The sequence below is a fragment of the Streptomyces sp. NRRL F-5126 genome (genome assembly GCF_000721265.1).
In the GTDB taxonomy this organism is placed as follows: domain Bacteria; phylum Actinomycetota; class Actinomycetes; order Streptomycetales; family Streptomycetaceae; genus Streptomyces.
In genome coordinates this window covers 182,442-204,624 of the sequence record NZ_JOFZ01000001.1, presented here as the reverse complement: position 1 = coordinate 204,624, position 22,183 = coordinate 182,442, and the positions used below count along the sequence as shown (strand labels likewise).

20 protein-coding genes are annotated in these 22,183 nt (G+C 73.2%); 12 read left to right on the top strand and 8 right to left on the bottom strand.

The window, feature by feature from the left end:
• Window positions 1-167: 167 nt before the first annotated feature.
• Complete coding sequence (locus tag IH48_RS0100910) at window positions 168-1,070, top strand: GNAT family N-acetyltransferase (RefSeq protein WP_030897687.1); 903 nt, start codon at window positions 168-170, stop codon at window positions 1,068-1,070.
• A 10-nt stretch (window positions 1,071-1,080) separates the two neighbouring features.
• Here the strand turns inward: IH48_RS0100910 and IH48_RS0100905 are convergent, their stop codons facing one another.
• Together IH48_RS0100905 and IH48_RS0100900 are read right to left on the bottom strand one after the other, a co-directional pair.
• The gene (locus IH48_RS0100905; protein WP_030897685.1) at window positions 1,081-1,947 is read right to left on the bottom strand and encodes an EamA family transporter; all 867 of its coding nucleotides are present in this window, start codon (window positions 1,945-1,947) and stop codon (window positions 1,081-1,083) included.
• Window positions 1,944-3,647: a penicillin-binding transpeptidase domain-containing protein gene (locus IH48_RS0100900; protein WP_030897683.1), complete on the bottom strand. Its 1,704-nt coding sequence runs from the start codon at window positions 3,645-3,647 to the stop codon at window positions 1,944-1,946. Before IH48_RS0100900 ends, IH48_RS0100905 begins: the two co-directional genes overlap by 4 nt.
• A 223-nt stretch (window positions 3,648-3,870) precedes the next feature.
• Between IH48_RS0100900 and IH48_RS0100895 the strand changes: the two genes are divergently transcribed.
• On the top strand, window positions 3,871-4,494 hold the full coding sequence (locus IH48_RS0100895; protein ID WP_030897680.1) for an RraA family protein: 624 nt from the start codon (window positions 3,871-3,873) through the stop codon (window positions 4,492-4,494).
• On the opposite strand, the gene IH48_RS0100890 is transcribed toward IH48_RS0100895, so the two are convergent.
• Complete coding sequence (locus IH48_RS0100890; protein ID WP_158710218.1) at window positions 4,482-4,856, bottom strand: hypothetical protein; 375 nt, start codon at window positions 4,854-4,856, stop codon at window positions 4,482-4,484. The genes IH48_RS0100895 and IH48_RS0100890 overlap by 13 nt on opposite strands.
• 125 nt (window positions 4,857-4,981) lie before the next feature.
• Window positions 4,982-5,719: a GntR family transcriptional regulator gene (locus IH48_RS0100885; RefSeq protein ID WP_030897675.1), complete on the bottom strand. Its 738-nt coding sequence runs from the start codon at window positions 5,717-5,719 to the stop codon at window positions 4,982-4,984.
• Between the two features lie 117 nt (window positions 5,720-5,836).
• On the opposite strand from IH48_RS0100885, the gene IH48_RS0100880 reads away from it, so the two are divergent.
• Both IH48_RS0100880 and IH48_RS0100875 read left to right on the top strand, forming a co-directional pair.
• Window positions 5,837-6,646 carry a class I SAM-dependent methyltransferase gene (locus IH48_RS0100880; protein ID WP_030897672.1) on the top strand — a complete coding sequence of 270 codons (810 nt, stop codon included), beginning with the start codon at window positions 5,837-5,839 and terminating at the stop codon, window positions 6,644-6,646.
• Between the two features lie 53 nt (window positions 6,647-6,699).
• Window positions 6,700-7,542 carry an inositol monophosphatase family protein gene (locus IH48_RS0100875; protein WP_051838909.1) on the top strand — a complete coding sequence of 281 codons (843 nt, stop codon included), beginning with the start codon at window positions 6,700-6,702 and terminating at the stop codon, window positions 7,540-7,542.
• Here the strand turns inward: IH48_RS0100875 and IH48_RS0100870 are convergent.
• The 3 genes from IH48_RS0100870 to IH48_RS0100860 all read right to left on the bottom strand — a co-directional run bounded on the left by IH48_RS0100870 (window position 7,492) and on the right by IH48_RS0100860 (window position 10,367).
• The gene (locus tag IH48_RS0100870; RefSeq protein ID WP_051839080.1) at window positions 7,492-8,400 is read right to left on the bottom strand and encodes an endo-beta-N-acetylglucosaminidase H; all 909 of its coding nucleotides are present in this window, start codon (window positions 8,398-8,400) and stop codon (window positions 7,492-7,494) included. The two genes, IH48_RS0100875 and IH48_RS0100870, sit on opposite strands and share 51 nt — an antisense overlap.
• Before the next feature lie 75 nt (window positions 8,401-8,475).
• Entirely contained in the window at window positions 8,476-9,570 is a 1,095-nt protein-coding gene (locus IH48_RS0100865; protein WP_030897664.1) for an NADH:flavin oxidoreductase/NADH oxidase, read from the bottom strand.
• A complete protein-coding gene (locus IH48_RS0100860) occupies window positions 9,570-10,367 on the bottom strand; it encodes an alpha/beta fold hydrolase (protein ID WP_030897662.1) in 798 nt (265 codons plus the stop codon). The genes IH48_RS0100865 and IH48_RS0100860 overlap by 1 nt, the downstream gene beginning before the upstream one ends.
• A gap of 147 nt (window positions 10,368-10,514) precedes the next feature.
• Between IH48_RS0100860 and IH48_RS0100855 the strand changes: the two genes are divergently transcribed.
• On the top strand, window positions 10,515-11,096 hold the full coding sequence (locus IH48_RS0100855) for a TetR-like C-terminal domain-containing protein (protein WP_037840743.1): 582 nt from the start codon (window positions 10,515-10,517) through the stop codon (window positions 11,094-11,096).
• A 15-nt stretch (window positions 11,097-11,111) separates the two neighbouring features.
• Here the strand turns inward: IH48_RS0100855 and IH48_RS0100850 are convergent, their stop codons facing one another.
• Window positions 11,112-12,839 (bottom strand): dolichyl-phosphate-mannose--protein mannosyltransferase, encoded by a 1,728-nt coding sequence (locus tag IH48_RS0100850; RefSeq protein WP_030897658.1) that lies wholly within the window; start codon window positions 12,837-12,839, stop codon window positions 11,112-11,114.
• A 38-nt stretch (window positions 12,840-12,877) separates the two neighbouring features.
• On the opposite strand from IH48_RS0100850, the gene rsmI reads away from it, so the two are divergent.
• The 7 genes from rsmI (at window position 12,878) to IH48_RS0100815 (ending at window position 22,157) form a co-directional block, all read left to right on the top strand.
• Window positions 12,878-13,927 (top strand): 16S rRNA (cytidine(1402)-2'-O)-methyltransferase, encoded by a 1,050-nt coding sequence (gene rsmI / locus IH48_RS0100845; protein ID WP_078849377.1) that lies wholly within the window; start codon window positions 12,878-12,880, stop codon window positions 13,925-13,927.
• Between the two features lie 465 nt (window positions 13,928-14,392).
• Window positions 14,393-14,875, top strand: a complete 483-nt coding sequence (locus IH48_RS34670; RefSeq protein ID WP_030897654.1) for a hypothetical protein — start codon at window positions 14,393-14,395, stop codon at window positions 14,873-14,875.
• Between the two features lie 81 nt (window positions 14,876-14,956).
• A complete protein-coding gene (locus tag IH48_RS0100835) occupies window positions 14,957-15,775 on the top strand; it encodes a TatD family hydrolase (RefSeq protein ID WP_030897649.1) in 819 nt (272 codons plus the stop codon).
• A 9-nt stretch (window positions 15,776-15,784) separates the two neighbouring features.
• A complete protein-coding gene (rsmA, locus tag IH48_RS0100830) occupies window positions 15,785-16,669 on the top strand; it encodes a 16S rRNA (adenine(1518)-N(6)/adenine(1519)-N(6))-dimethyltransferase RsmA (RefSeq protein ID WP_030897647.1) in 885 nt (294 codons plus the stop codon).
• A gap of 68 nt (window positions 16,670-16,737) precedes the next feature.
• Window positions 16,738-17,682 (top strand): 4-(cytidine 5'-diphospho)-2-C-methyl-D-erythritol kinase, encoded by a 945-nt coding sequence (locus tag IH48_RS0100825; protein WP_030897646.1) that lies wholly within the window; start codon window positions 16,738-16,740, stop codon window positions 17,680-17,682.
• Window positions 17,683-18,237: 555 nt separating this feature from the next.
• Window positions 18,238-20,061: an ABC-F family ATP-binding cassette domain-containing protein gene (locus IH48_RS0100820; RefSeq protein ID WP_030897644.1), complete on the top strand. Its 1,824-nt coding sequence runs from the start codon at window positions 18,238-18,240 to the stop codon at window positions 20,059-20,061.
• Between the two features lie 197 nt (window positions 20,062-20,258).
• Window positions 20,259-22,157, top strand: coding sequence for a PQQ-binding-like beta-propeller repeat protein (locus tag IH48_RS0100815; RefSeq protein ID WP_030897642.1), 1,899 nt, complete (start codon window positions 20,259-20,261; stop codon window positions 22,155-22,157).
• Window positions 22,158-22,183: the final 26 nt, after the last annotated feature.

Sequence of the window (22,183 nt, the reverse complement as noted above, 5' to 3'; positions counted from 1 at the left end):
GCATACGTGCGGACGCACGCCATGCGGTATCGGCTTGTCGCGACCGCGCGCGGACCGTTAGCGTCTGCGGGTCGTTCCCGACGAGGAGGTGTACGGCTCATGCGTACGAGTGATCACGTGGCGCGCCCAGGTCGTGAAGTCGTCCGCCGCTACCTCCAGGAGCCACCTTGTTCCCTCGCATCACCCCACTGACCGACGCCCCGTCCGCCGACCCCGCCGTCCCCTCCGCGCCAGGTGCCCGCCGCCTCGCGTGGCTCGCCGACGACGAGGACGGCAACCCCGTCGGCTCCGCTTTCGTGCGGCTGCCCGGCGCCGAGGGCCGCAGCCACCTCGCCGACCTCGACCTGCACGTGCATCCCGCCGAGCGGCGGCGCGGCGTCGGCACGCGGCTGCTGGCCGCCGCCCTCCGCGCCGCCAGGGACGAGGGGCGCCGGACCCTCGCGGCCGAGGCGCGCGCCGGATCGGCCGGCGAGGCGTTCCTCGCCGCGCGCGGGTTCCGTACCGCACTGACCCTGATCCACGTACGCCTCGCGCTCCAGGACGTCGACACCGCCGCGCTCGCCGCCGCCGTGGCACGGCCGCACGCCGGCTACCGGCTGCTGTCCTGGGACGGCGTCGTGCCCGCGCACCTCGCGCCGACCTTCGCGCGCTCGCGCCGCGCCATGGACGACATGCCCATGGGCTCGGTCGACCGCGCGACGCCCGCCTGGGACGTCGAGCGCGTACGGGCGGCGGCGCGGGCGGTCGCCGACCGGGGCGACCTGCTGCACACCGTCGCCGCCGTCAGCACCTCGGACGGCGAGGTCGTCGCCTTCACCGAGCTCGTCGTCCCCGGCGACGGCACGGGTGACGCCCAGCACTACGGCACCGGTGTCTTGCCACGGCACCGCGGCCGCGGGCTCGGGCGCTGGATCAAGTCCGCGTCCATCCTCGACGCGCGCCGCGGCCACCCGCGCCTCGGCGGCCTGCTCACCGACACCGCGGACGTCAACCCCCATATGCGCGCGATCAACGAGGCGCTGGGGTACGAGCCGACGCACCGGATGACGGTGTGCCACAGAAAGCTGTGAGCGCGCCGCGTCAGCCCGAGTGCAGCAGCAGGGCCGTGCCCGCCACCACCAGCGCTGCGGCCGCGATCCTCGGCGCGCCGAACCGCTCCTTGAAGACCACGGTGCCGATCGCCGCGCCCACGATGACGGACGACTCGCGCAGCGCGGCGACCGGCGCCAGGTCGGCGCGGGTCTGCGCCCACAGCACGAGCCCGTAGGCCGTCAGCGACAGCGCCGCGCCCAGCAGGCCGAGCGCCGCCCTCGGGCGGAGCTCGGCCGCCAGGCGCCCCCGCCGCACGTACACCGCGTACGCCGGGATCAGCAGTCCTTCGAGCACCATCAGCCACGCCAGATAGCCGATCGGCGTGCCGGAGCGCCGCACACCCACACCGTCCACCACCGTGTACGCGGCGATCGACAGGCCCGTGGCGAGCGCCGCGCGTATCGCCGCCGCGCGTATCGCCGCCCCGCGCGGTGCGGCGCCCCGGCCGCGGATGCCCCACAACGCCATCGCGATCAGCCCGGCGGACGAGGCGCACACGCCGGCCGCCTGCCACCCGTTCAGCGACTCGCTCAGGGCCACCGCCGCGACCACCGTCACCACCAGCGGCGCCGTGCCGCGCGCGATCGGGTAGACCTGGCCGAAGTCGCCCAGGCTGAACGACCGCATCAGCAGCAGGTAGTAGGCGACGTGCACCACCGCCGACACGGCGAGGTACGGCCACGCGCCCGCGTGCGGCAGCGGCGCCACGCACAGCAGCAGCGCGCCGATCACCGCGCCGCCGCCGCTGATCAGCGTGAACGCGACGAGCTTGTCCGTGATGTCGTGCGCGATCGCGTTCCAGCCCGCGTGGGTGACCGCGGCGACGAGGACCGCGAGTGCGACGAGCGGCGTCATTCGGCGGCGAGCACCGACGCCACCAACGGCCCTGCCGCGTCGGCGCCGTGGCCGCCCGCGTCCACGACGGCCGCCGCCGCGCAGTCGTTCTGGAAGGCGGTGAACCAGCTGTTCGACACCGTCTGCCCGTCGACCTCGGCCGAGCCGGTCTTCGCGCCCTTGTCGCCGCCGAGACCGGCCATCGCATGCGCCGCCGTGCCGCTGACGGCCGTGGTGCGCATCATGCCGGTGATGGACTGCGAGATGGACGACGGCAACCGCCGCTGCGCGCTTGCCAGCCGGCGGTGGTCGAAGGACTGCGGCACGAGCACCGGCTGGCGGAAGGAGCCGCTCTTCACGGTGGCGGTGACGGACGCCATGTTCAGCACGTTCATCTGGACCTTGCCCTGCCCGATGTACTCGGCCGCCGCCTCGCCGCCGGTCTCCGCCGGCACCTTGCCGTCGAACGAGACGACGCCCGTCTTCCAGTTGTTGTTGCCGATGCCGAACACCTCGCCTGCCTCCTTGCTCAGGCCCGCGTCGTCCTTCGTGTCGTCGATCAGCTTGATGAAGGCGGTGTTGCAGGACTGCGCGAACGCGTCGCGCATCGTGGAGCCCGGCTTCAGCGAGAAGCCGCCCTCGTTGTGGAACGTGCGCCCGTAGTACGTCACCGTCGGGGGGCACGGCATGGAGCGGTCGGGCGTCACGAGGCCCTTCTCCATCAGCAGAGCCGACGTGATGATCTTCATCGTCGAGCCGGGGGCCTGCGCGCCCTGGAGGGCCGCGTCGAAGCCGTCCTTGCGGTTGTTGGCGACGGCGAGGATGTCCCCGGTACTCGGCTTGACGGCGACGACCGAGGCGTTCGTGTACTTCTTGACCGCGGCCTCCGCCGCCGCCTGCACCCGCGAGTCGAGCGTCGTGGGGACCTTGCCCGCACGGCCCTTGGTGAGCGTCAGCAGCACCTTGCCGGAGCCGGAGCCGGAGCCGGAGCCGGAGCCGGAGCCCGAGTCCGTCCCCGTGCCGCCGTCGCGCCCCTCGATGCGCAGGGTGACGTCGGGACTGCCACCGGCCTGGTCGCCGTAGCGCTGACGCAGCGCGTCGAGTATCGGGCCGAGCGACGGGTACTTCTCGGCGTCCAGCGTCCGGCCGTCTCGGTCGACGGCCTCGATGGGCGGGGCTGCGGCCTTGTCCGTCACGAGCGTCGTGGCGTCCGTGAGATCGGGGTGCACCACGGTCGGGGACCAGTCGACGAGCGGCCGCCCGGTGGACTTGCCGCGCACCACCGTCAGCTTCGACTTGTACGTCCAGGGCTTGGACGTGCCCCCGTACGTGACGGTGGCCTTCACCGTGAAGGGGACCGTCGCACCCGTGGCCGTGCCCGGCGTGATGGCGGCCTTGGTGATGTGCGCGGAGCCGCGGAAGTCCGTGAAGTACGGCGCGGCCTCGGTGGGCGCGTTGGTCAGCTGCGCGATGTCCCCGGCCGCCGCGCCCGACGCCCAGTCGTGCAGGAACTTCTTGGCTGTGCTGGACACTTCGGCCGCACTCGGTGGGCCCGTCTTTATCGGCGCGCCCTTCGGCGCCGACTGCCCCACAAGTCCGCTGCCCGAGCCGCCGTCGCCGCCCGTAAGGCCCTGGTAGAGGTTGAGCCCACCCCAGGCCACGCCCCCCGCGACGACCACGAACACGCCGCTGACCACACCGATCTTCGCCCCACTGCGCACGGCGCAGCCCTCGCTCCCCCCGGGTCCCCCCGGATCTTGAACGCGTTCAAGAACCTTCCGTTCCAGCACTGTACGGGGCGGCGGGGACGCAGGAGGCGTGCGTTATCCGACTGGGACCACGATCACACCGCCGCGTGTTCCGTGGCCACCGGGCCGGGCGTATCCCGCTCCCGTACCATCACGCACGCGCCGAAACGCCCCCCGCGAAAGGCAGAAGCAGAACATGAACGACGCCACCGCGTTCCTCTCCCTTCCCACCCCCGCGCTCGCCGACGCCCTCGGGGCGGCACAGGTCATGGACTTCCGTATACGGCCGCTGTGGCCGGGCGGCCCGCGCGTCGCGGGCCCGGCCTTCACGGTGCGCTGCCCGCGCGGCGACAACCTCATGCTGCACGCGGCCATCCACCGGGCCGAGCCGGGTTCCGTGATCGTCGTCGAGTCGGGCGACCTCGACCACGCGCTGGCGGGCGGCAACGTGTGCGCGGTCGCGCAGCGCCGCGGGGTCGTGGCGTTCGTCGCGGACGGCGTGATCCGCGACCTGGCGGAGGTGCGCGAGATGGGCTTCCCCGTCTACGCGCGGGGCGTCATCCCCATCCCGGGCGACAAGAAGGCCGTGGCCCCGCTCGGCGGCGAGGTGCGCTGCGGCGGCGTCGTGGTGGCAGCGGGCGACATCGTCGTCGCCGACGAGGAGGGCGTGGTGGCGGTCCCGGCCGCCCGCCGGGAGAAGGCGCTCACCGCGGCCCGCGCGAAGCAGGAGAAGGAGGCCGCGCAGTCCCTCGACGCCTGGGAAGAGGCACACCGAGCCCGCATCGACGGCCTGCTGGCGGCGGGCGGCTACGAGGGCTGAACGCACTCCCACGAGTGCGGTCCGGGATGGCCGAGGAACTCGGCGCACGCCTGAGACCGCGCGCCGTCGGTCACGACGGCCGGGCAGTCGGCCCGGACGACGACAGCCCGGGGCCTGGCGCCGTCCACCCAGCGCGCCCAGATGGCGCCGCCGCCAGCTCCGTCCAACTCCCTTACGACGGCGTGATGTTCGATCCCAGGATGCGCCCGGAGCGCGCAGACGAGGTGGCGCTCGACGCCCCGGTCGTCGTCCTCCCCGTAGGGATCGGGTGCGAGCCGTAGGGCCGTCAGCACCAGCCGCTCGGGCAGCCGGGCGGTCGCGCGGCACGTGCGGGCGGGCCTGTCGGCTCCTGGTTCAGACATGGCGTGACGCCTCCGAGAAGGAAGAACATCCCTAGGGAGATGGAGAATACTTCCCTAGGGATGTTGCTGATACCTGAAGGGGTGATTTCACGCCACTTGCTCGGCCGGCCCGCGACGCCTGCCGGTCAGCTCGTCACGTCGTACACCAGTGTGTACACGCCCGCGTCCAGCAGCATCCAGGTCACGTCGACCGCCCGGCCCTCCGCCGTGTAGGCCACGCGGCAGATCTCCACCACCGGGGTGCCCTCCGACAGGTGGAGGCGGTCGCTCTCCGACGGGTCCGGCATGCGCGCCCGCAGTTCCTCCGTGAAGCCCGCAGGTTCAAGCCCCAGTTCGCCCAGACGCGCGTAAAGGCCCCCGGGTCCCGTTTCGGCCCGGGCGGCGGGCGAGTCCCGGACGAGGTCGGCCGGCAGGTACGACGTCGCCAGCTGGACCGGTTCGCCGTCGACCAGATAACGCCTCCTCCTGACGACGACGGCCGCCTCGTCCGGCAGGCCGAGCAGCGGTGCGACCTCCTCGGGAACGGGCTCCTCGCCGACCTCCAGATCCGTCACGGTCAGCTCGCGGCCGCGAACCTCCGCTGCCCAGATCGACTGTCCGGCGCCCCACACATCGCGGGACAGGCGCCGACCCGCCGTCCGCCGGATCGGCCGGAACTCTCTTACGTAGGTGCCGCTGCCGCGCCTGCGTACCGCCAGTCCCTCCGTCACGAGCATGCTGAGCGCGCGCCGCGCCGTCTCCTTGGCCACGCCGTGCTCCCGCACCAGCGCGGGCTCGCCGGGAAGCCGGTCTCCCGGGGCGAGCTCGCGGGACCGGATCCGCTCGCGCAGCCCGTCGGCGATCTGCCGGGCGGTGACCGACATCGGCGATCCTCACTTCCCTAGGTTGCCTGTCCGGCCACGGTGCCACACTCGTACGCGCCGCGCGCGGCACGAGTGGCCGAGCTGGATCGGTCCGCCCGCGCACACGATACTGCCGCCATGTCGCACCCCACATTGGCGCCGGAGATCGAGCACTTCTACTCGGAGGTCGTCGACGAGAGCGACCGGCTGAGCATGTCGGCCGACGGGCGGCTCGAACTACTGAGGACGCGTGAGCTCCTGGGCCGTTTCCTGCCGCCCGCGCCAGCCCGCGTACTGGACGTGGGCGGCGGTCCTGGCGTCCACGCACGGTGGCTTACGGCAGACGGGTACGACGTGCACCTCGTCGACCCCGTCGCCCGCCACGTCGAACAGGCAGCGACGGTCTGCTCGGCGTCCCTCGGCGACGCCCGGGCGCTGGAAGAGGGCGATGCCACGTACGACGTGGTGCAGCTCCTCGGGCCCCTCTACCACCTGCCCGAGCGCGCGGACCGGGTGCAGGCGCTGAACGAGGCGCGGCGCGTGGTCCGGCCCGGTGGGCTCGTCGCCGCGGCCGCCATCAACCGCTACTCGTCGCTGTTCGAGCACAGCGCCCTCGCCCATCTGCACACGCCACGGCTCGAATCCTCGGTCTCCGACATCCTGCGCACCGCCGTGTACGACGGCCGGCGGGGTTTCACGCTCTCGTACTTCCACCGAGGTGAGGAACTCGCCGAGGAACTGAGCGCGGCGGGACTGTGCGACGTGGAGGTCTTCGGGGTGGAGGGTCCGGCGTGGTCGATGCTCAAGGCGGTGGAGAACCAGCCGGGTCCCGGCCCGGACGAGGCGCTGTTCACGTCCGTCCTGACGGCTGCGAGGACGGCGGAGCCGTACCCGGAACTGCTGGCGGCTTCCTCGCACTTGCTCGCGGTGGGCAGGTCACCGCGCTGAGCGCGCGCACGTCGCCGCTGGGCGGCGAACCGCGTCCCGATAGCCTGCACGGCATGGTCAATTCGTATGCGGGCTACGACGATGCCGCCGTCGCGGCGGCCGGGGCGCGGGCCGGAGCCGATGTGGTTCGTGCCCTGTACGGCCGGCGGCTCGACCGCGTCGACAAGGGCGCCGGGGACTTCGCCACCACCGCAGACCTCGCGTCGGAGGAGGCGATCCTCGGCGTCCTCCGCGCCGCGCGGCCTGACGACGCGGTGGTCGGCGAGGAGGGCGGGGAGCAGGGTGCCGTCGGTGCCGCGCGGCAGTGGCTGGTGGATCCGTTGTGCGGCACGCTGAACTACGCCGTCGGCAACATGACGGTGGCCGTCAACGTCGCGCTGCGCGGCGGCGCCGCCGCGGTCGCCGACCCGTTCAGCGGTGAGGTCTTCCGCACGGACGGCGAGGCCGCCTGGGTGCGCCGCGACGGGGGCGGCGGCGCGCCTCTCGCGCCCACCTCCGCCACCCGGCTCGTGGACGTCAACCTGGACCCGCCGTTCCCGAACGCGCCCGGGTTCCGGGCCGTGCAGCTCCTGGCCCGGCCCGAGTTCGCCGAACGGTTCCGGCCGCGCGTCGTGTCCACGACGCTCGCGCTGGCCTGGGTCGCCGCGGGCAGGCGCGCCGCGTACGTCACCGACGGCGGGGACCTCTCCGGGTCCGTGCACTTCGCGGCCGGTATCGCCCTGTGCCGGGCCGCCGGTTGCGTGGTCACCGGCATCGACGGCGCCGCACTCGGTGAGACGTGCGGTGGTCTCGTGGCCGCCGCCGACCACGAGACCCACGAGCGGCTGATGGCGATGATCCGCGGGTCAGCCGCTGTGCACCGCGTCGCTGCCGTACAGCACGTCGGTGAAGCGTGAGATGTAGTCGTGGATGTCCGTGCTGGTCAGGTTGTACGTGAGGTACACGCCGTATCCGCCGTCCACGGTCTGCTGCGCCATGTTGGCCGCGGTGTCGGCGCTGGTCGAGCCGAGGTCGACGGCCGCGGGTGAGAGGCGGTCCTTGGGGAGGCCGATGCCGGGCACGTCGAACGAGCCGTACCAGGGGTTCCACGCGTAGTCGAACATGCTGGTGACGTCGACTCCGTTGTAGGAGAGCCGCGACGCGGACGGGCCGATGTCGTAGAGCGTGATGAGCTTGTCGGGCATGTCCTGGCGCAGCGCCTGGACCAGGTAGACGAACGAGCTGTCATTGGGCTGGGCAGTGCCGTTCACGCCGTAGTCCGCGTACTCGTCGTCGAAGTCGATGCCGTCCAGGCCGTACTTGCTCACCGTGTCCGACAACTGCTTGGCGAACGCCGCCGCCGCGGACTGCGAGGGGAAGTTGGCGAACCCCGCGCCCTGGTGGTTGCCCAGGATCGACAGCTCGACCTTGATGCCCTGCTGCTGGAGCGGCCTGATCTGGGTCGCCGCGTTGTCCAGGACGCTCTGCACCTGCTGATTGAAGGACAGGTACGCCTGGCTGCCGTCGTAGTTGATGTTGGCGGCGAAGATGACGCCGATGTCGAACACGTTGGCACCGCTGCCGGCGAGCTTGTACTTGCCCACGTTCAGCATGCTGTCGCTGTTGACCTCCACATAGGCGACGGACACCGGCCCGCTCTTCGCCGCCGCATGCATGTGGTGCTGCTTCTTGGCGGGCGCGGCCGCGGGAGCGGCTTCCGCTCCACTCGCCATGGCGGTGCACATCAGCGTCAACACGCAGGCGAACAGGATCATCCATCTCGACCTGGCCCTGGTCATGTCGATCAAGTCCCTTCCTGGGGGTGGCGTGGCATGTCTGCGACAATGAGACTAGCCGCCGAGAGCGCGGTGAGGCAGGGCGCGCTGGTACTGACGGGGCCAGGCCGCCGGGTCCGCGGGGCGCTCGCGCAGGGCGAAGTACGGGTCGCGGAGCAGCGGGCGTCCCACCATCACGGCGTCCGCCTGACCGCTGGAGACGAGCCTCTCCGCCAGGGACAGGTCGCCGATCCCCCCGACGGGGGCGACCGGGAGCCCCGTGGCGTTCCTGAGCGTCGCCGCGAACTCGGCGTGCACCGCCTCCCGCGCCGGCGGGCGTGCCGCCTGGTCGCGCACCACGAGCCCCGACGTGACGTCGAGCAAGTCGATGCCGGCTGCCGCCAGTTCCTTGGCGAACAGTGCCGCCTCGTCGATCGGGATCCCGCCCTCGGCCCAGTCCGTGGCGGTGATCCGGACGAAGACCGGCTTCCGCGCCGGGAACGCCTCCCGCACGGCGCGCGCCACGCGCAGCGCGAGGCGCATCCGGTTCTCGGGGCTCCCGCCGTACTCGTCCGTCCGGTGGTTGGACAGGGGCGAGAGGAACTCGTGCAGCAGGTATCCGTGCGAGGCCTGGATCTCGACCACCTGGTATCCCGCCAGGTCGGCCATCCTCGCCGCGTGCGCGAACGCCTCCACGGCCTCGTCGATGTCGGCGCGGCCCGCCTCCCTGGGCGCGTTCAGCTCGCCGAACGCCACCGGCGAAGGGCCGAACGTCCGCCACCCCCCGTCGGCCGCGCTCACGGAACCGTTCTGGCCCGCGCCCACCCACGGCAGTTGGTGCGAGCCCTTCCTGCCCGCCGCCTGCAACTGGATCCCGGCGACCGTGCCGCGCTCGCGTATGAACGACGTCAGGCGGCGGTGCGCGGCGGCCTGCTCCTCGTTCCAGATGCCGAGGTCCGCGGACGTGGTCCGGTGCAGCGGCCCCACGGCGTTGGCCTCGACCATGACCAGGCCGACCCCGCCGACGGCCCGTGCGCCGTAGTGCACGAGGTGCCAGTCGGTCGGCTTGCCGTCGCTACCCGCGGCGTACTGCGCCATCGGGGACATCCACACGCGGTTGGGGACGGTCACGTCCCGCAGCCGCAGCGGTTGCGAACTCGTCGGCCCCATCAGGCACTCACCCCCGCCAGGAGCCTCGCCGTGGCCTCCGGCGCCTCTGCGGGGAAGTGGTGGCTGCCGAGGTCGACGAGCACGAAGTCGAGCCGGTCGCGGTAGCGGTCGATCGCTTCCCGCGTCACGAGCGAGCGAATCCCGAAGACGGTGATCGGCTGCCGCGTCTCGCGCAGCGCCGCGTCCATGTCCCAGCGCACCAGGCCCTCGATGGCCCCCACCCCCGCGGGCTGCCGCACCGCCGACATCTTCTTGACGTACGCCTCCTTGAGAGCCGGGTCGGTCCCGGCCGGGGAGCCTCCCTCGACGAGCCCACGCACCGCCGCGCCGAAGTCCTCGCGGAACACGCGCGTCGTAGCCTCGGCCCGTTCCTCGCTCAGTGCGGGGAACAGGGACAGGTAGTGCAGCGCGTCGAGCGCGACCACGTGCGACACCGTGCCGGGCAGCAGCCGGCCGGTCTCGACGGCGACCGCCCCGCCGAGGGAGTGGCCCGCCACGACCGCCGTGTCCACCGACTCGGCCTCCAGCACGGCGGCCACGTCGCGGGCGAACTCCTCCATCGTCCAGACGTCCCGCGTCGAGCGTGAGGCGCCGTGCTCGGCGAGGTCGATCGCGAGTACGCGGTAGTGCCCGGGCAGGTGGTCCGTCACGGCGTCGAAGTCGCCGCGGTCGCAGGCCCAGCCGTGGATGAGGGCCAGGACGGGACCGCCGGCGGGTCCGCTTGCCGTGTACCGGATCGTCGTGTGGCCCGACCGCCCGACCTCATGGTTCGTCTTGACTCTTGGCGCGGTTGTCACGGTGCCTCCTGCGGGTCTTCTCGTTCGGGACGGTCCAGGGGGCGCGTCGGCCCGCCTCGCAGTGATCATTGCGTTAACGATTTGAAGGTAGCACAAACGCAGCGATCGCTGCAATGCAAAAGCAGTGATGAATGCGATACTGGCCGCATGACCGATACGACTTCCTCCACGTCCGGCACGGCCAGCCGGCCGGGCGGCCGCTCCGCCAAGGTCCGCGCTGCCGTGCACCGGGCCGTCCAGGTAGTGGTGTCCGAGGACTCGCTCGACGTGCTGACGATCCCGGTGATCGCCGCACGCGCCGGCGTGCACGCCACCACCGTCTACCGCCGCTGGGGCACCGTGGGCGACCTGCTCGCCGACGTGGCGACCAGCCGCTTCAGCGGCGACCTCGTGGTGCCTGACACCGGAAGCCTCCGCGGCGACCTGGAGCGCTACGCGCTCGACCTCGCCAAGGACCTCGGCGACCCGGACACCCTCGCCCTGGTGCGCGCCACCATCGGCACGGGCGGCGAGCAGGGCGCGGCGGCCTGCCGCGGCGAGCGCGAGCAGGGGCTCGAAGCCATCCTCGGACGGGAGAGGGCCAGGGGCGGACAGTCCCCGGCCCTCGAACACACCACGGACGGCATCCTCGCGCCCCTGTACTACCGCGCCGTCTTCACCGACCTGCCCCTGACCACCGAATGGGCCCGCGACCTCGTCGCGCGCCTGCTGCCCGAGCCCGGCGCGTGAGGGCGGCCCCCGGCGTCAGATCCAGGTGTCCAGCCACATCCGGTGCTGCCAGTCGCTGTAGGGGATCGACGTGCCCGTGTACAGCGGCCAGAAGTAGATGAAGTTCCAGAAGACGAGCAGCACCAGCACGCCCGCGCCCACGGCGCCGACCGTGCGGCGGCGTTCGTTCGAGCCCGGTGGGCCGATGATCGCGCCCAGCATCATCGCCACCGCAAGGCACAGGAACGGCACGAAGACGACCGAGTAGAAGTAGAAGATCGTGCGGTCCTGGTAGAGGAACCACGGAGCCCACCCGGCCGCGACGCCGCACGCGATCGCGCCCGCGCGCCAGTCGCGGCGGAAGAACCACCGCCACAGCACGTACAGCAGCGCGAAGCAGGCGAGCCACCACAGCAGCGGGGTGCCGATGGCCAGCACCTCGCGCGCGCACTTGCCGGTCGTGTCCGACGGGCAGCCCGACCGGCCGGGCGACGGCGACTCGTAGAAGAACGAGATGGGGCGGCCGAGGACGATCCAGCTCCACGGGTTCGACTGGTACGTGTGGCCGCTGTCCAGGTGGATGTTGAACTCGTACACCTGGTACTCGTAGTGCCACAGGCTGCGCAGCCAGTCCGGCAGCCACGTGTAGCTGCCGCCGAGGCCCTGCCCCTTCGTCGTGGCCCAGTTGCGGTAGTAGCCGTTGCTGGTGAACAGCCAGCCGCTCCACGACACCAGGTACGTCGCGAACGCCACCGGGATCGTCGAGACGAACGCCGGCACCAGGTCGCGCCGCAGCATCGCGGGCCAGGCCCGCGTCGCGCCCGCCGTGCGCCGCGTGCCGACGTCCCACAGCACCGACATGACGGCGAACGCCGCCAGGATGTACAGGCCGTTCCACTTCGTGGCGAAGGACAGCCCGAGGATCACGCCCGCCGCGATGCGCCACGGCCGCCAACCGAACCGCAGGGTCTCGGCCACGTGCGCGTCGGGCCGCAGGACGCCGTCGTCGTCGACGGGGAGCGCGGCGGCCATCCGCCGTCTCGTCCAGTCGCGGTCGAGCAGCAGGCAGCCGAACCCGGCGACGACGAAGAACATCAGCACCGAGTCGAGCAGCGCCGTGCGGCTCATCACGAAGTGCAGGCCGTCCGTCGCGAGCAGCGCGCCCGCGAGGCAGCCGAGGAACGTCGAGCGGAACAGCCGCCTGCCGATCCGGCACAGCAGCAGGATCGACAGCGTCCCGCAGACGGCCACCATGAACCGCCAGCCGAACGGGTTGAAGCCGAACAGCCACTCGCCGAAGCCGATGACCCACTTGCCGACCGGCGGGTGCACCACGTAACCGGGGTCGTGCGGCACGGGCACCGAGGACGGGTCGAGCAGGATCTTCTTGTCGACGCCCTTGGGCCAGTTGCCCTCGTACCCCTGGTGCCACAGCGCCCAGGCGTCCTTGGCGTAGTACGTCTCGTCGAATATGACGGCCTTGGGGCTGCCCAGGTGCGTAAACCGCATCAGGCCCGCGATCAGCGTGACGAGCAGGGGCCCGCCCCACGCCGACCACCGGGTCAGCCGCAGTGCCAGGTTCGGCGGCACGCGCAGGACCGCCCACAGGGCGTCCGACGGGCGGGTGAACGGCGGGACGAGCCGGTCGCGCAGGCTGACGGTCCGCCGCGGCACATGACCGAACCGGCGCATCCGGGCGGGCCATCCGGGCGGCGTGTCGCCGGCGTCTTGCCCGTGCAGGGCTTCGGGCGCAGTACTGGTCACCGCGCCATCGTAGGGAACGTGTCCGCGAGGCTGGGAGGATGGCGGCTGTGAATGCGAACCAGCCGCACGAGAGCCACCCACTTGACGCGCCCGCGACGACGGAGGCGAGCGTGTCCGCCGCGACCGCGTCCGGCGCGCACGGCGACGCCGCGCCCGGGGACGGCTCCGGCGTGCTCGTGCTCGCCGGCACCCCCATCGGCGACGTCCGCGACGCCCCGCCCCGGCTCTCCGCCGAGCTCGCGCGCGCCGACGTGGTCGCTGCCGAGGACACCCGTCGGCTGCGCAGGCTCACCCAGGCGCTCGGGGTGCAGCCGGCCGGCCGCGTCGTGTCGTACTTCGAGGGCAACGAGTCCGCCCGTACGCCCGAGCTCGCGGACGCGCTCCAGGGCGGCGCGCGCGTGCTGCTGGTGACGGACGCGGGGATGCCCTCGGTGTCCGACCCCGGCTACCGCCTCGTCGCGGCGGCCGTGGAGCGCGGCATCAGGGTGACGGCCGTGCCGGGGCCATCCGCGGTGCTCACGGCGCTCGCGCTGTCGGGGCTGCCGGTGGACCGGTTCTGCTTCGAGGGGTTCCTGCCGCGCAAGGCGGGGGAGCGGATGAGCCGGCTGCGCGAGGTCGCGGGCGAGCGCCGCACGCTCGTGTACTTCGAGGCGCCGCACCGCCTCGACGACACGCTCACCGCGATGGCCGAGGCGTTCGGCGCGGCCCGCCCTGCCGCCGTGTGCCGCGAGCTGACCAAGACGTACGAGGAGGTGCGGCGCGGCGGCCTGGGCGAACTCGCCCTGTGGGCCGCCGACGGCGTACGCGGCGAGATCACGATCGTCGTCCAGGGCGCGCCCGAGGCGGGGCCCGCGGAACTGGACGACGAGGAACTGGTGGGGCGGGTGCGCGTACGGGAGGACGCGGGCGAGCGGCGCAAGGAGGCGATCGCCGCGGTCGCGGCGGAGGCGGGACTGCCGAAGCGGCAGGTCTTCGACGCGGTGGTCGCCGCGAAGAACGCCGCGCGCGGCGTCGCGTCGCCCGGCGTGGCGGGCCGCGACGTCGTGGGCCGCGGGGGCGCCGGTGACCGCGGCGACGGGCTTGGCTGAGCAGCCGCGGACCCGCGAACGGGAGGTGAGCCCGACGGGTGGCGCGCGGCCCGCGGGCCGTGTGGAATCCGGGAGCGTGCGCTCCGTGCGCCTGGCGGGGCGGGGCGGGGCGGGGCCGGTGGCGGCGGCGACGGGCCGGGCCGGCGCCCGTCGGACTCGCGACGTGGGTAAGCCCGGCGGCCGGTGGCAGAAGGTGGCGCGCGGGCCCGCCGGCCGGGGAGATCCGAGCGCCTGGCGGTGTGCCCTCCGGCCGTTGGGCGAGCACTGGCCCGGCGCCCGTCGTGCGCGTGACCGTCGTCACGGTGCGGAGGCCCGCGCGTAAAGACTCTTCACATCAAGGTAAAACGCGTGCCGTCCCCGGCCGCCCGCGGTTCTCGAAAACGCCAAATCCTCGCCATTAAATGCCTGGCCACCCTGCATTCCCCCGCTCCCGGGAGTCCACTGGAAGGGTGGAAAGGAGACGGTATGAGCGAGCGTGAAGGTACCGTCGCAGCCCATGAGGCGTATGCCTTCGCCTGCATGAGGTGCGGGCACGGCTGGGAGCAGTCGTTCGACATCGAGCACCACGTCGACGGCAAGGGGGAGCCCTTTGTTGTGTACAAGTCCGGGGGAAAGACCGTTCCCTCTCCGCTGACCAGCCCGACCTGTCCGACGTGCGAGGCGCACGTCGTGCGGATCATGCGGTCGGGGCGTGTGGCCCGCTACCGGGAGCTGACCCGCTCCTACGGCATGGACGCGATGGCGAAGCAGCCCGCGGGCAGGCAGCCCGTGCGCGAGGCGGTGCGTGCGGCCCGCTCGGAGCGTGCGGAGGCCACCGGCGTGCTCCCCGCGTACGACGCGGGCGCCGAGGTGCCCGAGACGGTCGCGGAGCCGTGGCATCCGCACCTCCCCGAGTTCCTGCGCCACCTGTTCCACCACCAGCACGCGGGACACCCCGGCGGCCGGTGAGGAAGCGGGAGCAGGCCGAGGGGCGCCGGCCGACGATCCGCGGCTGAGGGGCCCGGGCGCCGGGCTCGTAGGATCGCGCCCATGAGTGCGAACGAGACGCCGCCACCGCTGCCCGAGCCCCTCCGGGTGCCGGTGGCGGACTCCCACACCCACCTGGACATGCAGGGCGGCACCGTCGAGGAAGGGCTGGCCAGGGCCGCGTCCGTGGGCGTGACGACGATCGTGCAGGTCGGCTGCGACCTCAAGGGCTCGCGCTGGGCGGCTCAGACCGCCGCCGCGCACCCGTCCGTCCACGCGTCCGTCGCGCTGCACCCCAATGAGGCGCCCCGCCTCGCGGACCTGGACGACGCGCTCACCGAGATCGACGCCCTGGCCACGCTCGGCCACGTGCTCGGCGTCGGGGAGACCGGCCTCGACCATTTCAGGACGGGCGAGGACGGCCGCGAGGCGCAGGAGCGGTCGTTCCGCGCGCACATCGAGATCGCCAAGCGGCACGGCAAGGCGCTCGTCATCCACGACAGGGACGCGCACGCGGACGTCCTGCGGATCCTGGCGGACGAGGGCGCGCCGGAGCGCACGGTCTTCCACTGCTACTCGGGCGACGCGGACATGGCACGGGTCTGCGCGGCGGCCGGCTACTTCATGTCCTTCGCGGGCAACGTCACCTTCAAGAACGCCCAGCAGCTCAGGGACGCGCTGGCCGTCGCGCCGCGGGAGCTCGTGCTGGTCGAGACGGACGCCCCCTTCCTCACGCCGGCGCCCTTCAGGGGGCGGCCGAACGCGCCCTACCTCATCCCGGTGACCCTGCGTGCGATGGCCGAGGTGCGGGGGACGGACGAGGACGCGCTCGCGACGGCCGTCGCCGAGAACACGGCACGGGCCTTCGGCTACGAGCTTTAGGCTTGAGCGGTGAGTACCACTGAGCCCGCGCTCCTCGGCCCCGGCGACGTCCGCGAACTGGCGGCGGCGCTCGGCGTGCGCCCGACGAAGCAGCGCGGGCAGAACTTCGTCATCGACGCGAACACCGTCCGCAGGATCGTGCGCACGGCGGACGTCGGGCCGCGCGACACGGTCGTCGAGGTCGGCCCCGGGCTCGGCTCGCTGACGCTGGCGCTGCTGGAGGCCGCGGACCGGGTCGTCGCGGTCGAGATCGACGACGTCCTCGCGAAAGCGCTGCCCTCGACGGTGGCCGCACGGCTGCCGCAGCGCGCCGACGGGTTCGCGCTCGTGCACGCGGACGCCATGGACGTGACCGAGCTGCCGGGCCCCGCGCCGACCGCGCTCGTCGCGAACCTCCCCTACAACGTCGCCGTGCCCGTACTGCTGCACATGCTGCGGCACTTCCCGACCATCGAGCGGACACTCGTCATGGTGCAGGCCGAGGTCGCCGACCGGCTGGCGGCGGGCCCCGGCTCGCGGGTGTACGGCGTGCCGTCGGTGAAGGCCGCCTGGTACGCGGACGTGAAGCGTGCCGGTTCGATCGGCAGGAACGTGTTCTGGCCCGCGCCGAACGTCGACTCCGGCCTGGTCGCGCTCGTGCGCAGGCAGGCGCCGCCCGCCACGACGGCCACGCGCGAGGAGGTGTTCGCGGTGGTCGACGCGGCCTTCGCGCAGCGCCGCAAGACCCTGCGGGCGGCGCTCGCGGGATGGGCGGGCTCGGCGCCCGCCGCGGAGGCGGCCCTGGTGGCCGCCGGGGTGTCCCCGCAGGCGCGGGGCGAGTCGCTGACCGTGGCGGAGTTCGCACGGATCGCGGAGTGCGGCCAGGCAGGAAAGGCAGGGAAGGCAGGCAGGTGAGCGCGACGGAACGGAGCGCGGACGCACGGGAGAGCCGTGCGGGCACGCGGGTACGGGCGAGGAAGTACATGCGGACCGAGGACGTACAGGTGCAGGCCCGGGTGCGGGTGCGCGTCCCCGCCAAGGTGAACGCGGGCCTCGCGGTGGGCGGCGCGCGCCCCGACGGCTTCCACGACCTGGCGAACGTGTTCCTCGCGGTGGGCCTGTACGACGAGGTGACGGCGACGGCCGGCGCGGCCGGTGAAGGGCCCGTGATCACGTGCGAGGGTCCCGACGCGGCGCAGGTGCCGCTCGACGCGTCGAACCTCGCCGCGCGCGCGGCGATCGCGCTGGCCGAGCGCCACGGCGTCCAGCCCGACGTGCGCCTGCACATCGCGAAGGACATCCCCGTCGCGGGCGGCATGGCGGGCGGCAGCGCGGACGGCGCGGCCGCGCTGCTGGCGTGCGACACGCTCTGGGGCCTTCAGACGCCGCGCGACGAGCTGCTCGCGATCTGCGCCGGCCTCGGCAGCGACGTGCCGTTCTCCCTGCTCGGCGGCGCGGCCCTCGGCACGGGACGCGGCGAGCACCTGACCGCGCTGCCGGTCGGCGGCGCGTTCCACTGGGTGTTCGCCGTCGCGCACGAGGGGCTCTCGACGCCCCGCGTCTTCCAGGAGTTCGACCGGCTGACGGCCGGCACGGCGGTCCCCGAGCCGGCGGCCGCCCCCGCGCTGCTCGCGGCCCTGCGGGACGGCGACGCCGCCCTGCTCGCGGCCGCCCTCGCCAACGACCTGCAGCCCGCGGCGCTCTCCCTGCGCCCGTCCCTGGCGGAAACGCTGGCCGCGGGCACCCGGGCGGGCGCGCTCGCGTCACTGGTCTCGGGCTCGGGCCCGACGACGGCGTTCCTCGTGAAGGACGCGGAGACAGCGCACCAGGTCGCCCAGGCACTCCAGGACTCAGGCACCTGCCGCACCACCCGCGTGACGACGGCACCCGCGCGGGGCGCGGTCGTGGTGGAGGACATAAGGGCCTGACCGCCCGGCGCGCAGCGCCCGGCCCGGTCAGGCAGCCACACGTCAGGTGTCCGGCCGCGGGCCGCGCACGCGACGCCTGCCCGGCGGGGGAGCCGTCCTCGCGCCGGAGGCGCCCGGGCCATGCCCCGGGTGGGACGTGTTGCTGCCCCGCCGCGGGCCCCGCATCACTGTGCCGCGTCCCCATGCGGCCCGCGCATTTGCTGCGGGGCGGCCGCCGCCTCGTCCGCACGGCGTGTCCTCACCGCTGCCCCCGGAGGCGCTCGGGCGCGAGCGTTACGCAGACCGCCCCGGGCGGTGGCGGCCGTTCGTTCCGTGTGGTCCGCATCTGCTGTGGCGGTCGCCGCCTCGTCCGGGCAGTGCCGCCCGCACGGCGTGTCCTCACCGCTGCCCCCGGCGCCGAATCCAGGCCCTACCCGCAGGCGCCCGCCGGCCCGCGGTGAATCGGCTGCCCCGGCGCCCCGCCCGCGCCCGCGGCCCGGTGAAACCCGGCGGGACCGCCGGGTTTCACCGGGCGACTACGCTGGGACGGCGATCCGTCCCCCTGTCTGGAGTGAAATGGCCGTCAATCTGGTCAATGTCGAGTCGGCCACCAAGGTGTACGGGACCCGTGCCCTGCTCGACGGCGTCTCCCTCGGCGTCTCCGAAGGCGACCGGATCGGCGTCGTGGGCCGCAACGGCGACGGCAAGACCACCCTCGTCCGGCTGCTGACCAAGCTGGAGGAACCGGACACCGGACGCGTCACGCAGAGCGGCGGGCTGCGGCTCGGCGTGCTCACCCAGCACGACTCCCTCGATCCGGCGGCCACCGTCAGGCACGAGGTCATCGGTGACCTCGCCGACCACGAGTGGGCGGGCAACGCCAAGATCCGCGACGTGCTCACCGGCCTGTTCGGCGGCCTCGACCTGCCGGGCTTCCCGCAGGGCCTCGACACCGTCATCGCGCCGCTGTCCGGCGGCGAGCGCCGCCGCATCGCGCTCGCCAAGCTCCTCATCGCCGAGCAGGACCTGATCGTCCTCGACGAGCCCACCAACCACCTCGACGTCGAGGGCATCGCCTGGCTCGCGGGCCACCTCTCGGCCCGCCGCTCCGCGCTCGTCGTCGTCACCCACGACCGCTGGTTCCTCGACCAGGTCTGCACCCGCATGTGGGACGTGCAGAGCGGCGTCGTCCACGAGTACGAGGGCGGCTACTCCGACTACGTCTTCGCCCGCGCCGAGCGCGAGCGCATCGCCGCGACCGAGGAGGTCAAGCGGCGCAACCTCGTGCGCAAGGAGCTCGCGTGGCTGCGCCGCGGCGCCCCCGCCCGCACGTCGAAGCCCCGCTTCCGCATCGAGGCGGCCAACGAGCTGATCTCGGACGTGCCGCCCCCGCGCGACACCTCGGAGCTGATGCGGTTCGCGAACGCCCGCCTCGGCAAGAGCGTCTTCGACCTGGAGGACGTGACGATCGAGGCAGGACCCAAGGTCCTGCTCACGCACCTGACCTGGCAGCTCGGCCCCGGCGACCGGGTCGGCCTCGTCGGCGTGAACGGCGCGGGCAAGACATCCCTGCTGCGCGCACTCGCCGAGGCCGCGCGCAGCGACGGCGACGTGCAGCCCGCCGCGGGCCGGGTCAGGACGGGCCGCACGGTGCGCCTCGCGTACCTGTCGCAGGACGTCGCCGAACTCCCGCCGGCGCTGCGGGTCCTCGAAGCCGTCCAGCAGGTGCGCGACCGCGTCGACCTCGGCAAGGGGCGCGAGATGACCGCGGGCCAGCTGTGCGAGCAGTTCGGCTTCTCCAAGGAGAAGCAGTGGACGCCCGTCGGCGACCTGTCGGGCGGCGAGCGGCGCAGGCTCCAGCTGCTGCGGCTGCTCATGGACGAGCCCAACGTCCTCTTCCTCGACGAGCCGACCAACGACCTCGACATCGAGACCCTGACCCAGCTCGAGGACCTCCTCGACGGCTGGCCCGGCACGCTCGTCGTCATCTCCCACGACCGGTTCTTCATCGAGCGCACCACCGACAACGTGATGGCCCTCCTCGGCGACAGGACCCTGCGCATGCTGCCCCGCGGCATCGACGAGTTCCTCGAGCGCCGCCACCGCATCGAGGAGGCCCGCCTCGCGGAGCGCGCACCGGCCGCGGCCCCGGCGAGCGCGGCACCCGCGGCAGGTGCCGTCTCCGCGAAGGACAGCCGCGCCGCGAAGAAGGAGCTCCAGCGCGTGGAGCGGCGCCTCGACAAGATCTCCGACCGCGAGTCCGTCCTGCACCAGCAGATCGCGGACAACGCCACGGACTTCGAGAAGGTCGCCGCGCTCGACGGCGAGCTGCGTGAACTCGTCAGCGAGCGCGAGGAGTTGGAGACGCGCTGGCTGGAGGTCGCGGAGAGCGCGCAGTAGGGGCGCCGCGCCGCCGGCGTGCGGCGCCCGCACACCCCTCCCGCTCTGACGCGCCGTGAGGGCGTAACGGCGCCATCACGGCACGGTTCTCCCTTGGGAACAGGGAGGGGCGCGCTCCGGGCCGGGCTTCCGCGGTGGTGGTAGAAAGAAGGCCCGCTCGCCGCAGCCGGCGACGGAACATAGGGGGAAGTGCGCTGATGACTCAGCCGCCTGGTGGCCGGCGACCACCGCAGGAAGAGCCGGGGAACGAGCCGAAGGCCGAGCCGGGGAGCGGCGGGGGCGAGCCGAGCAACGCCGCACCCGCACCGCCTCCCGTGCCGCCCGCGCCCGCGACACCGCCCGCGTCCGCCGCGTACGGCTACCCGCCGCAGGATCCGCGGCAGCCGGGTCCCTACAACGCGGCCCCCGGCCCGTACGGGCCCCCGCCCGGGCCGTACGGGCAGCCGCAGCCGAACCCGTACGCGCAGCAGCAGCAACCACCGCAGGCGCCCGGCCCGTTCGCCGCACAGCCCGGGCCCTACGGGCCGCAGCAGGGCCCCTACGGGCAGCAGTACCCGTACCCCGGCGCGCCGCCCCAGCCGTGGGGCGCCCCCGGCGGCCCGAACGGGCCGGGGGCGAACAAGGCCGGCGGCGGGCGCAACCCCTTCAAGGGCCGGCCGCTGCTCGTCGTCGCCGCCGTCACCGCGGCGGTGCTCGTCCTCGGCGGCGCCGGCTGGCTCACGTTCGGCACCGGCGGGGACGCGAAACCCGTCGCGCACGCCACCCCCGCGGGCAGCGCCACGGCGAGCTCGTCAGGCGGTGCCTTCGAGGGGAACGGCAAGGGCGACGGCGGCCCCAAGCCGAGCGACGACCCCAACAGGGGGCGCAAGGCGGGCGAGGCCAAGGTCCTGTGGACGCAGAAGCCGGGCAAGGACGTGCCCGAGGCCCACAACACCGTCTACGGGCCGTGGTTCGCCGGCGACACCGTCGTCACCGCCCTCTACAAGAAGGTCACCGGCTACTCGGCGGCCACCGGCAAGCAGCTGTGGTCGCTCACGATGCCGCAGGCCGTGTGCGGAGCGCCCTCGACGCCCACCGACGACGGCAAGATCGTCATCGCGTACCAGGACAGCGCCGCCGAGTCGGCCCACTGCGACCAGCTCAGGGAGATCGACCTCAAGACGGGCAAGGGCGGCTGGGGCAAGGCGGTCGGCAAGAGCGGCCTGTTCGACATCGGCCTGAACTTCAACATGGCGATCAGCGGCGGCACGGTGGCCGTGTCGCGCAGCGGCGGGACGAACGCGTACCGCGTCAGCGACGGCAAGCCGCTCTTCGACAAGATCGCCGGGGACTGCCAGCCGTCCGCGGTCACCGGCGGTCCTGTCATGATCGCGGCGGAGAACTGCCCGGTGGCCGGGGTCGACTCCCCGGCGAAGCAGCAGATCCAGCGGCTCGACCCGGTCACGGGCAAGGCGCAGTGGACGTTCCGTCCGAAGACGGGCTATGCGGTCGACAAGGTCTACTCGACCGATCCGCTCGTCGTGTCCTTCAAGGACGACGACAAGAAGACGTGGTCCATCGCCTCGTTCAACGCCGACGGCACCGAGCGCGCCACGATGCACGGCGGCTCGGACAAGTTCGCCCCGCACTGCGGGGACGGCCTCGGCATCGACGACGGGTACCTGCAGAACTGCGGGGGCGTGGCCGTTGACGCGAACACGCTCTACATGGCGACCGCCCCAGCGGGCAGCGGCTCCCTGGCCAACGCGGTCGTCGCCTTCGACCTCGCCACCGGGAAGCAGAAGTGGAAGGCGCCCGCGCCGTCCGGGCGCGTCGTCTCCCCGTTCCAGCGGCGCGACGGCGGCGGCGTCCTCGTGTACGAGGAGGCGACGTACGAGAAGCCCGGCATGGTCGCCTCGCTCGCCCCGGGCGGCGGCAGGTTCGAGCCGGTGCAGAAGCACCCGGACTCCTCCGCGTACGACGAGAACACCGGGTTCTTCTCGCCGTCGTACGACTACGTGAACGGCAGGCTCTTCATCACCGGGTACTCGGTCACGCCGGCCGGCCACCAGGTGTCGGGCTCGACGTACCTGACGATGATGGCGTTCGGCGACTGACGACGCGTCACCCGCACCCATCGAGC

Excerpts from the sequence above, each read along its gene's own strand:
- IH48_RS0100905 (WP_030897685.1), bottom strand. The coding sequence starts at position 1,947 with ATGACGCCGCTCGTCGCACTCGCGGTCCTCGTCGCCGCGGTCACCCAC.
- IH48_RS0100895 (WP_030897680.1), top strand. The coding sequence starts at position 3,871 with ATGAACGACGCCACCGCGTTCCTCTCCCTTCCCACCCCCGCGCTCGCC.
- IH48_RS0100890 (WP_158710218.1), bottom strand. The coding sequence starts at position 4,856 with ATGTCTGAACCAGGAGCCGACAGGCCCGCCCGCACGTGCCGCGCGACC.
- IH48_RS0100885 (WP_030897675.1), bottom strand. The coding sequence starts at position 5,719 with ATGTCGGTCACCGCCCGGCAGATCGCCGACGGGCTGCGCGAGCGGATC.
- IH48_RS0100880 (WP_030897672.1), top strand. The coding sequence starts at position 5,837 with ATGTCGCACCCCACATTGGCGCCGGAGATCGAGCACTTCTACTCGGAG.
- IH48_RS0100875 (WP_051838909.1), top strand. The coding sequence starts at position 6,700 with ATGGTCAATTCGTATGCGGGCTACGACGATGCCGCCGTCGCGGCGGCC.
- IH48_RS0100870 (WP_051839080.1), bottom strand. The coding sequence starts at position 8,400 with ATGATCCTGTTCGCCTGCGTGTTGACGCTGATGTGCACCGCCATGGCG.
- IH48_RS0100865 (WP_030897664.1), bottom strand. The coding sequence starts at position 9,570 with ATGGGGCCGACGAGTTCGCAACCGCTGCGGCTGCGGGACGTGACCGTC.
- IH48_RS0100855 (WP_037840743.1), top strand. The coding sequence starts at position 10,515 with ATGACCGATACGACTTCCTCCACGTCCGGCACGGCCAGCCGGCCGGGC.
- rsmI (WP_078849377.1), top strand. The coding sequence starts at position 12,878 with ATGGCGGCTGTGAATGCGAACCAGCCGCACGAGAGCCACCCACTTGAC.
- IH48_RS34670 (WP_030897654.1), top strand. The coding sequence starts at position 14,393 with ATGAGCGAGCGTGAAGGTACCGTCGCAGCCCATGAGGCGTATGCCTTC.
- IH48_RS0100835 (WP_030897649.1), top strand. The coding sequence starts at position 14,957 with ATGAGTGCGAACGAGACGCCGCCACCGCTGCCCGAGCCCCTCCGGGTG.
- IH48_RS0100825 (WP_030897646.1), top strand. The coding sequence starts at position 16,738 with ATGCGGACCGAGGACGTACAGGTGCAGGCCCGGGTGCGGGTGCGCGTC.
- IH48_RS0100820 (WP_030897644.1), top strand. The coding sequence starts at position 18,238 with ATGGCCGTCAATCTGGTCAATGTCGAGTCGGCCACCAAGGTGTACGGG.
- IH48_RS0100815 (WP_030897642.1), top strand. The coding sequence starts at position 20,259 with ATGACTCAGCCGCCTGGTGGCCGGCGACCACCGCAGGAAGAGCCGGGG.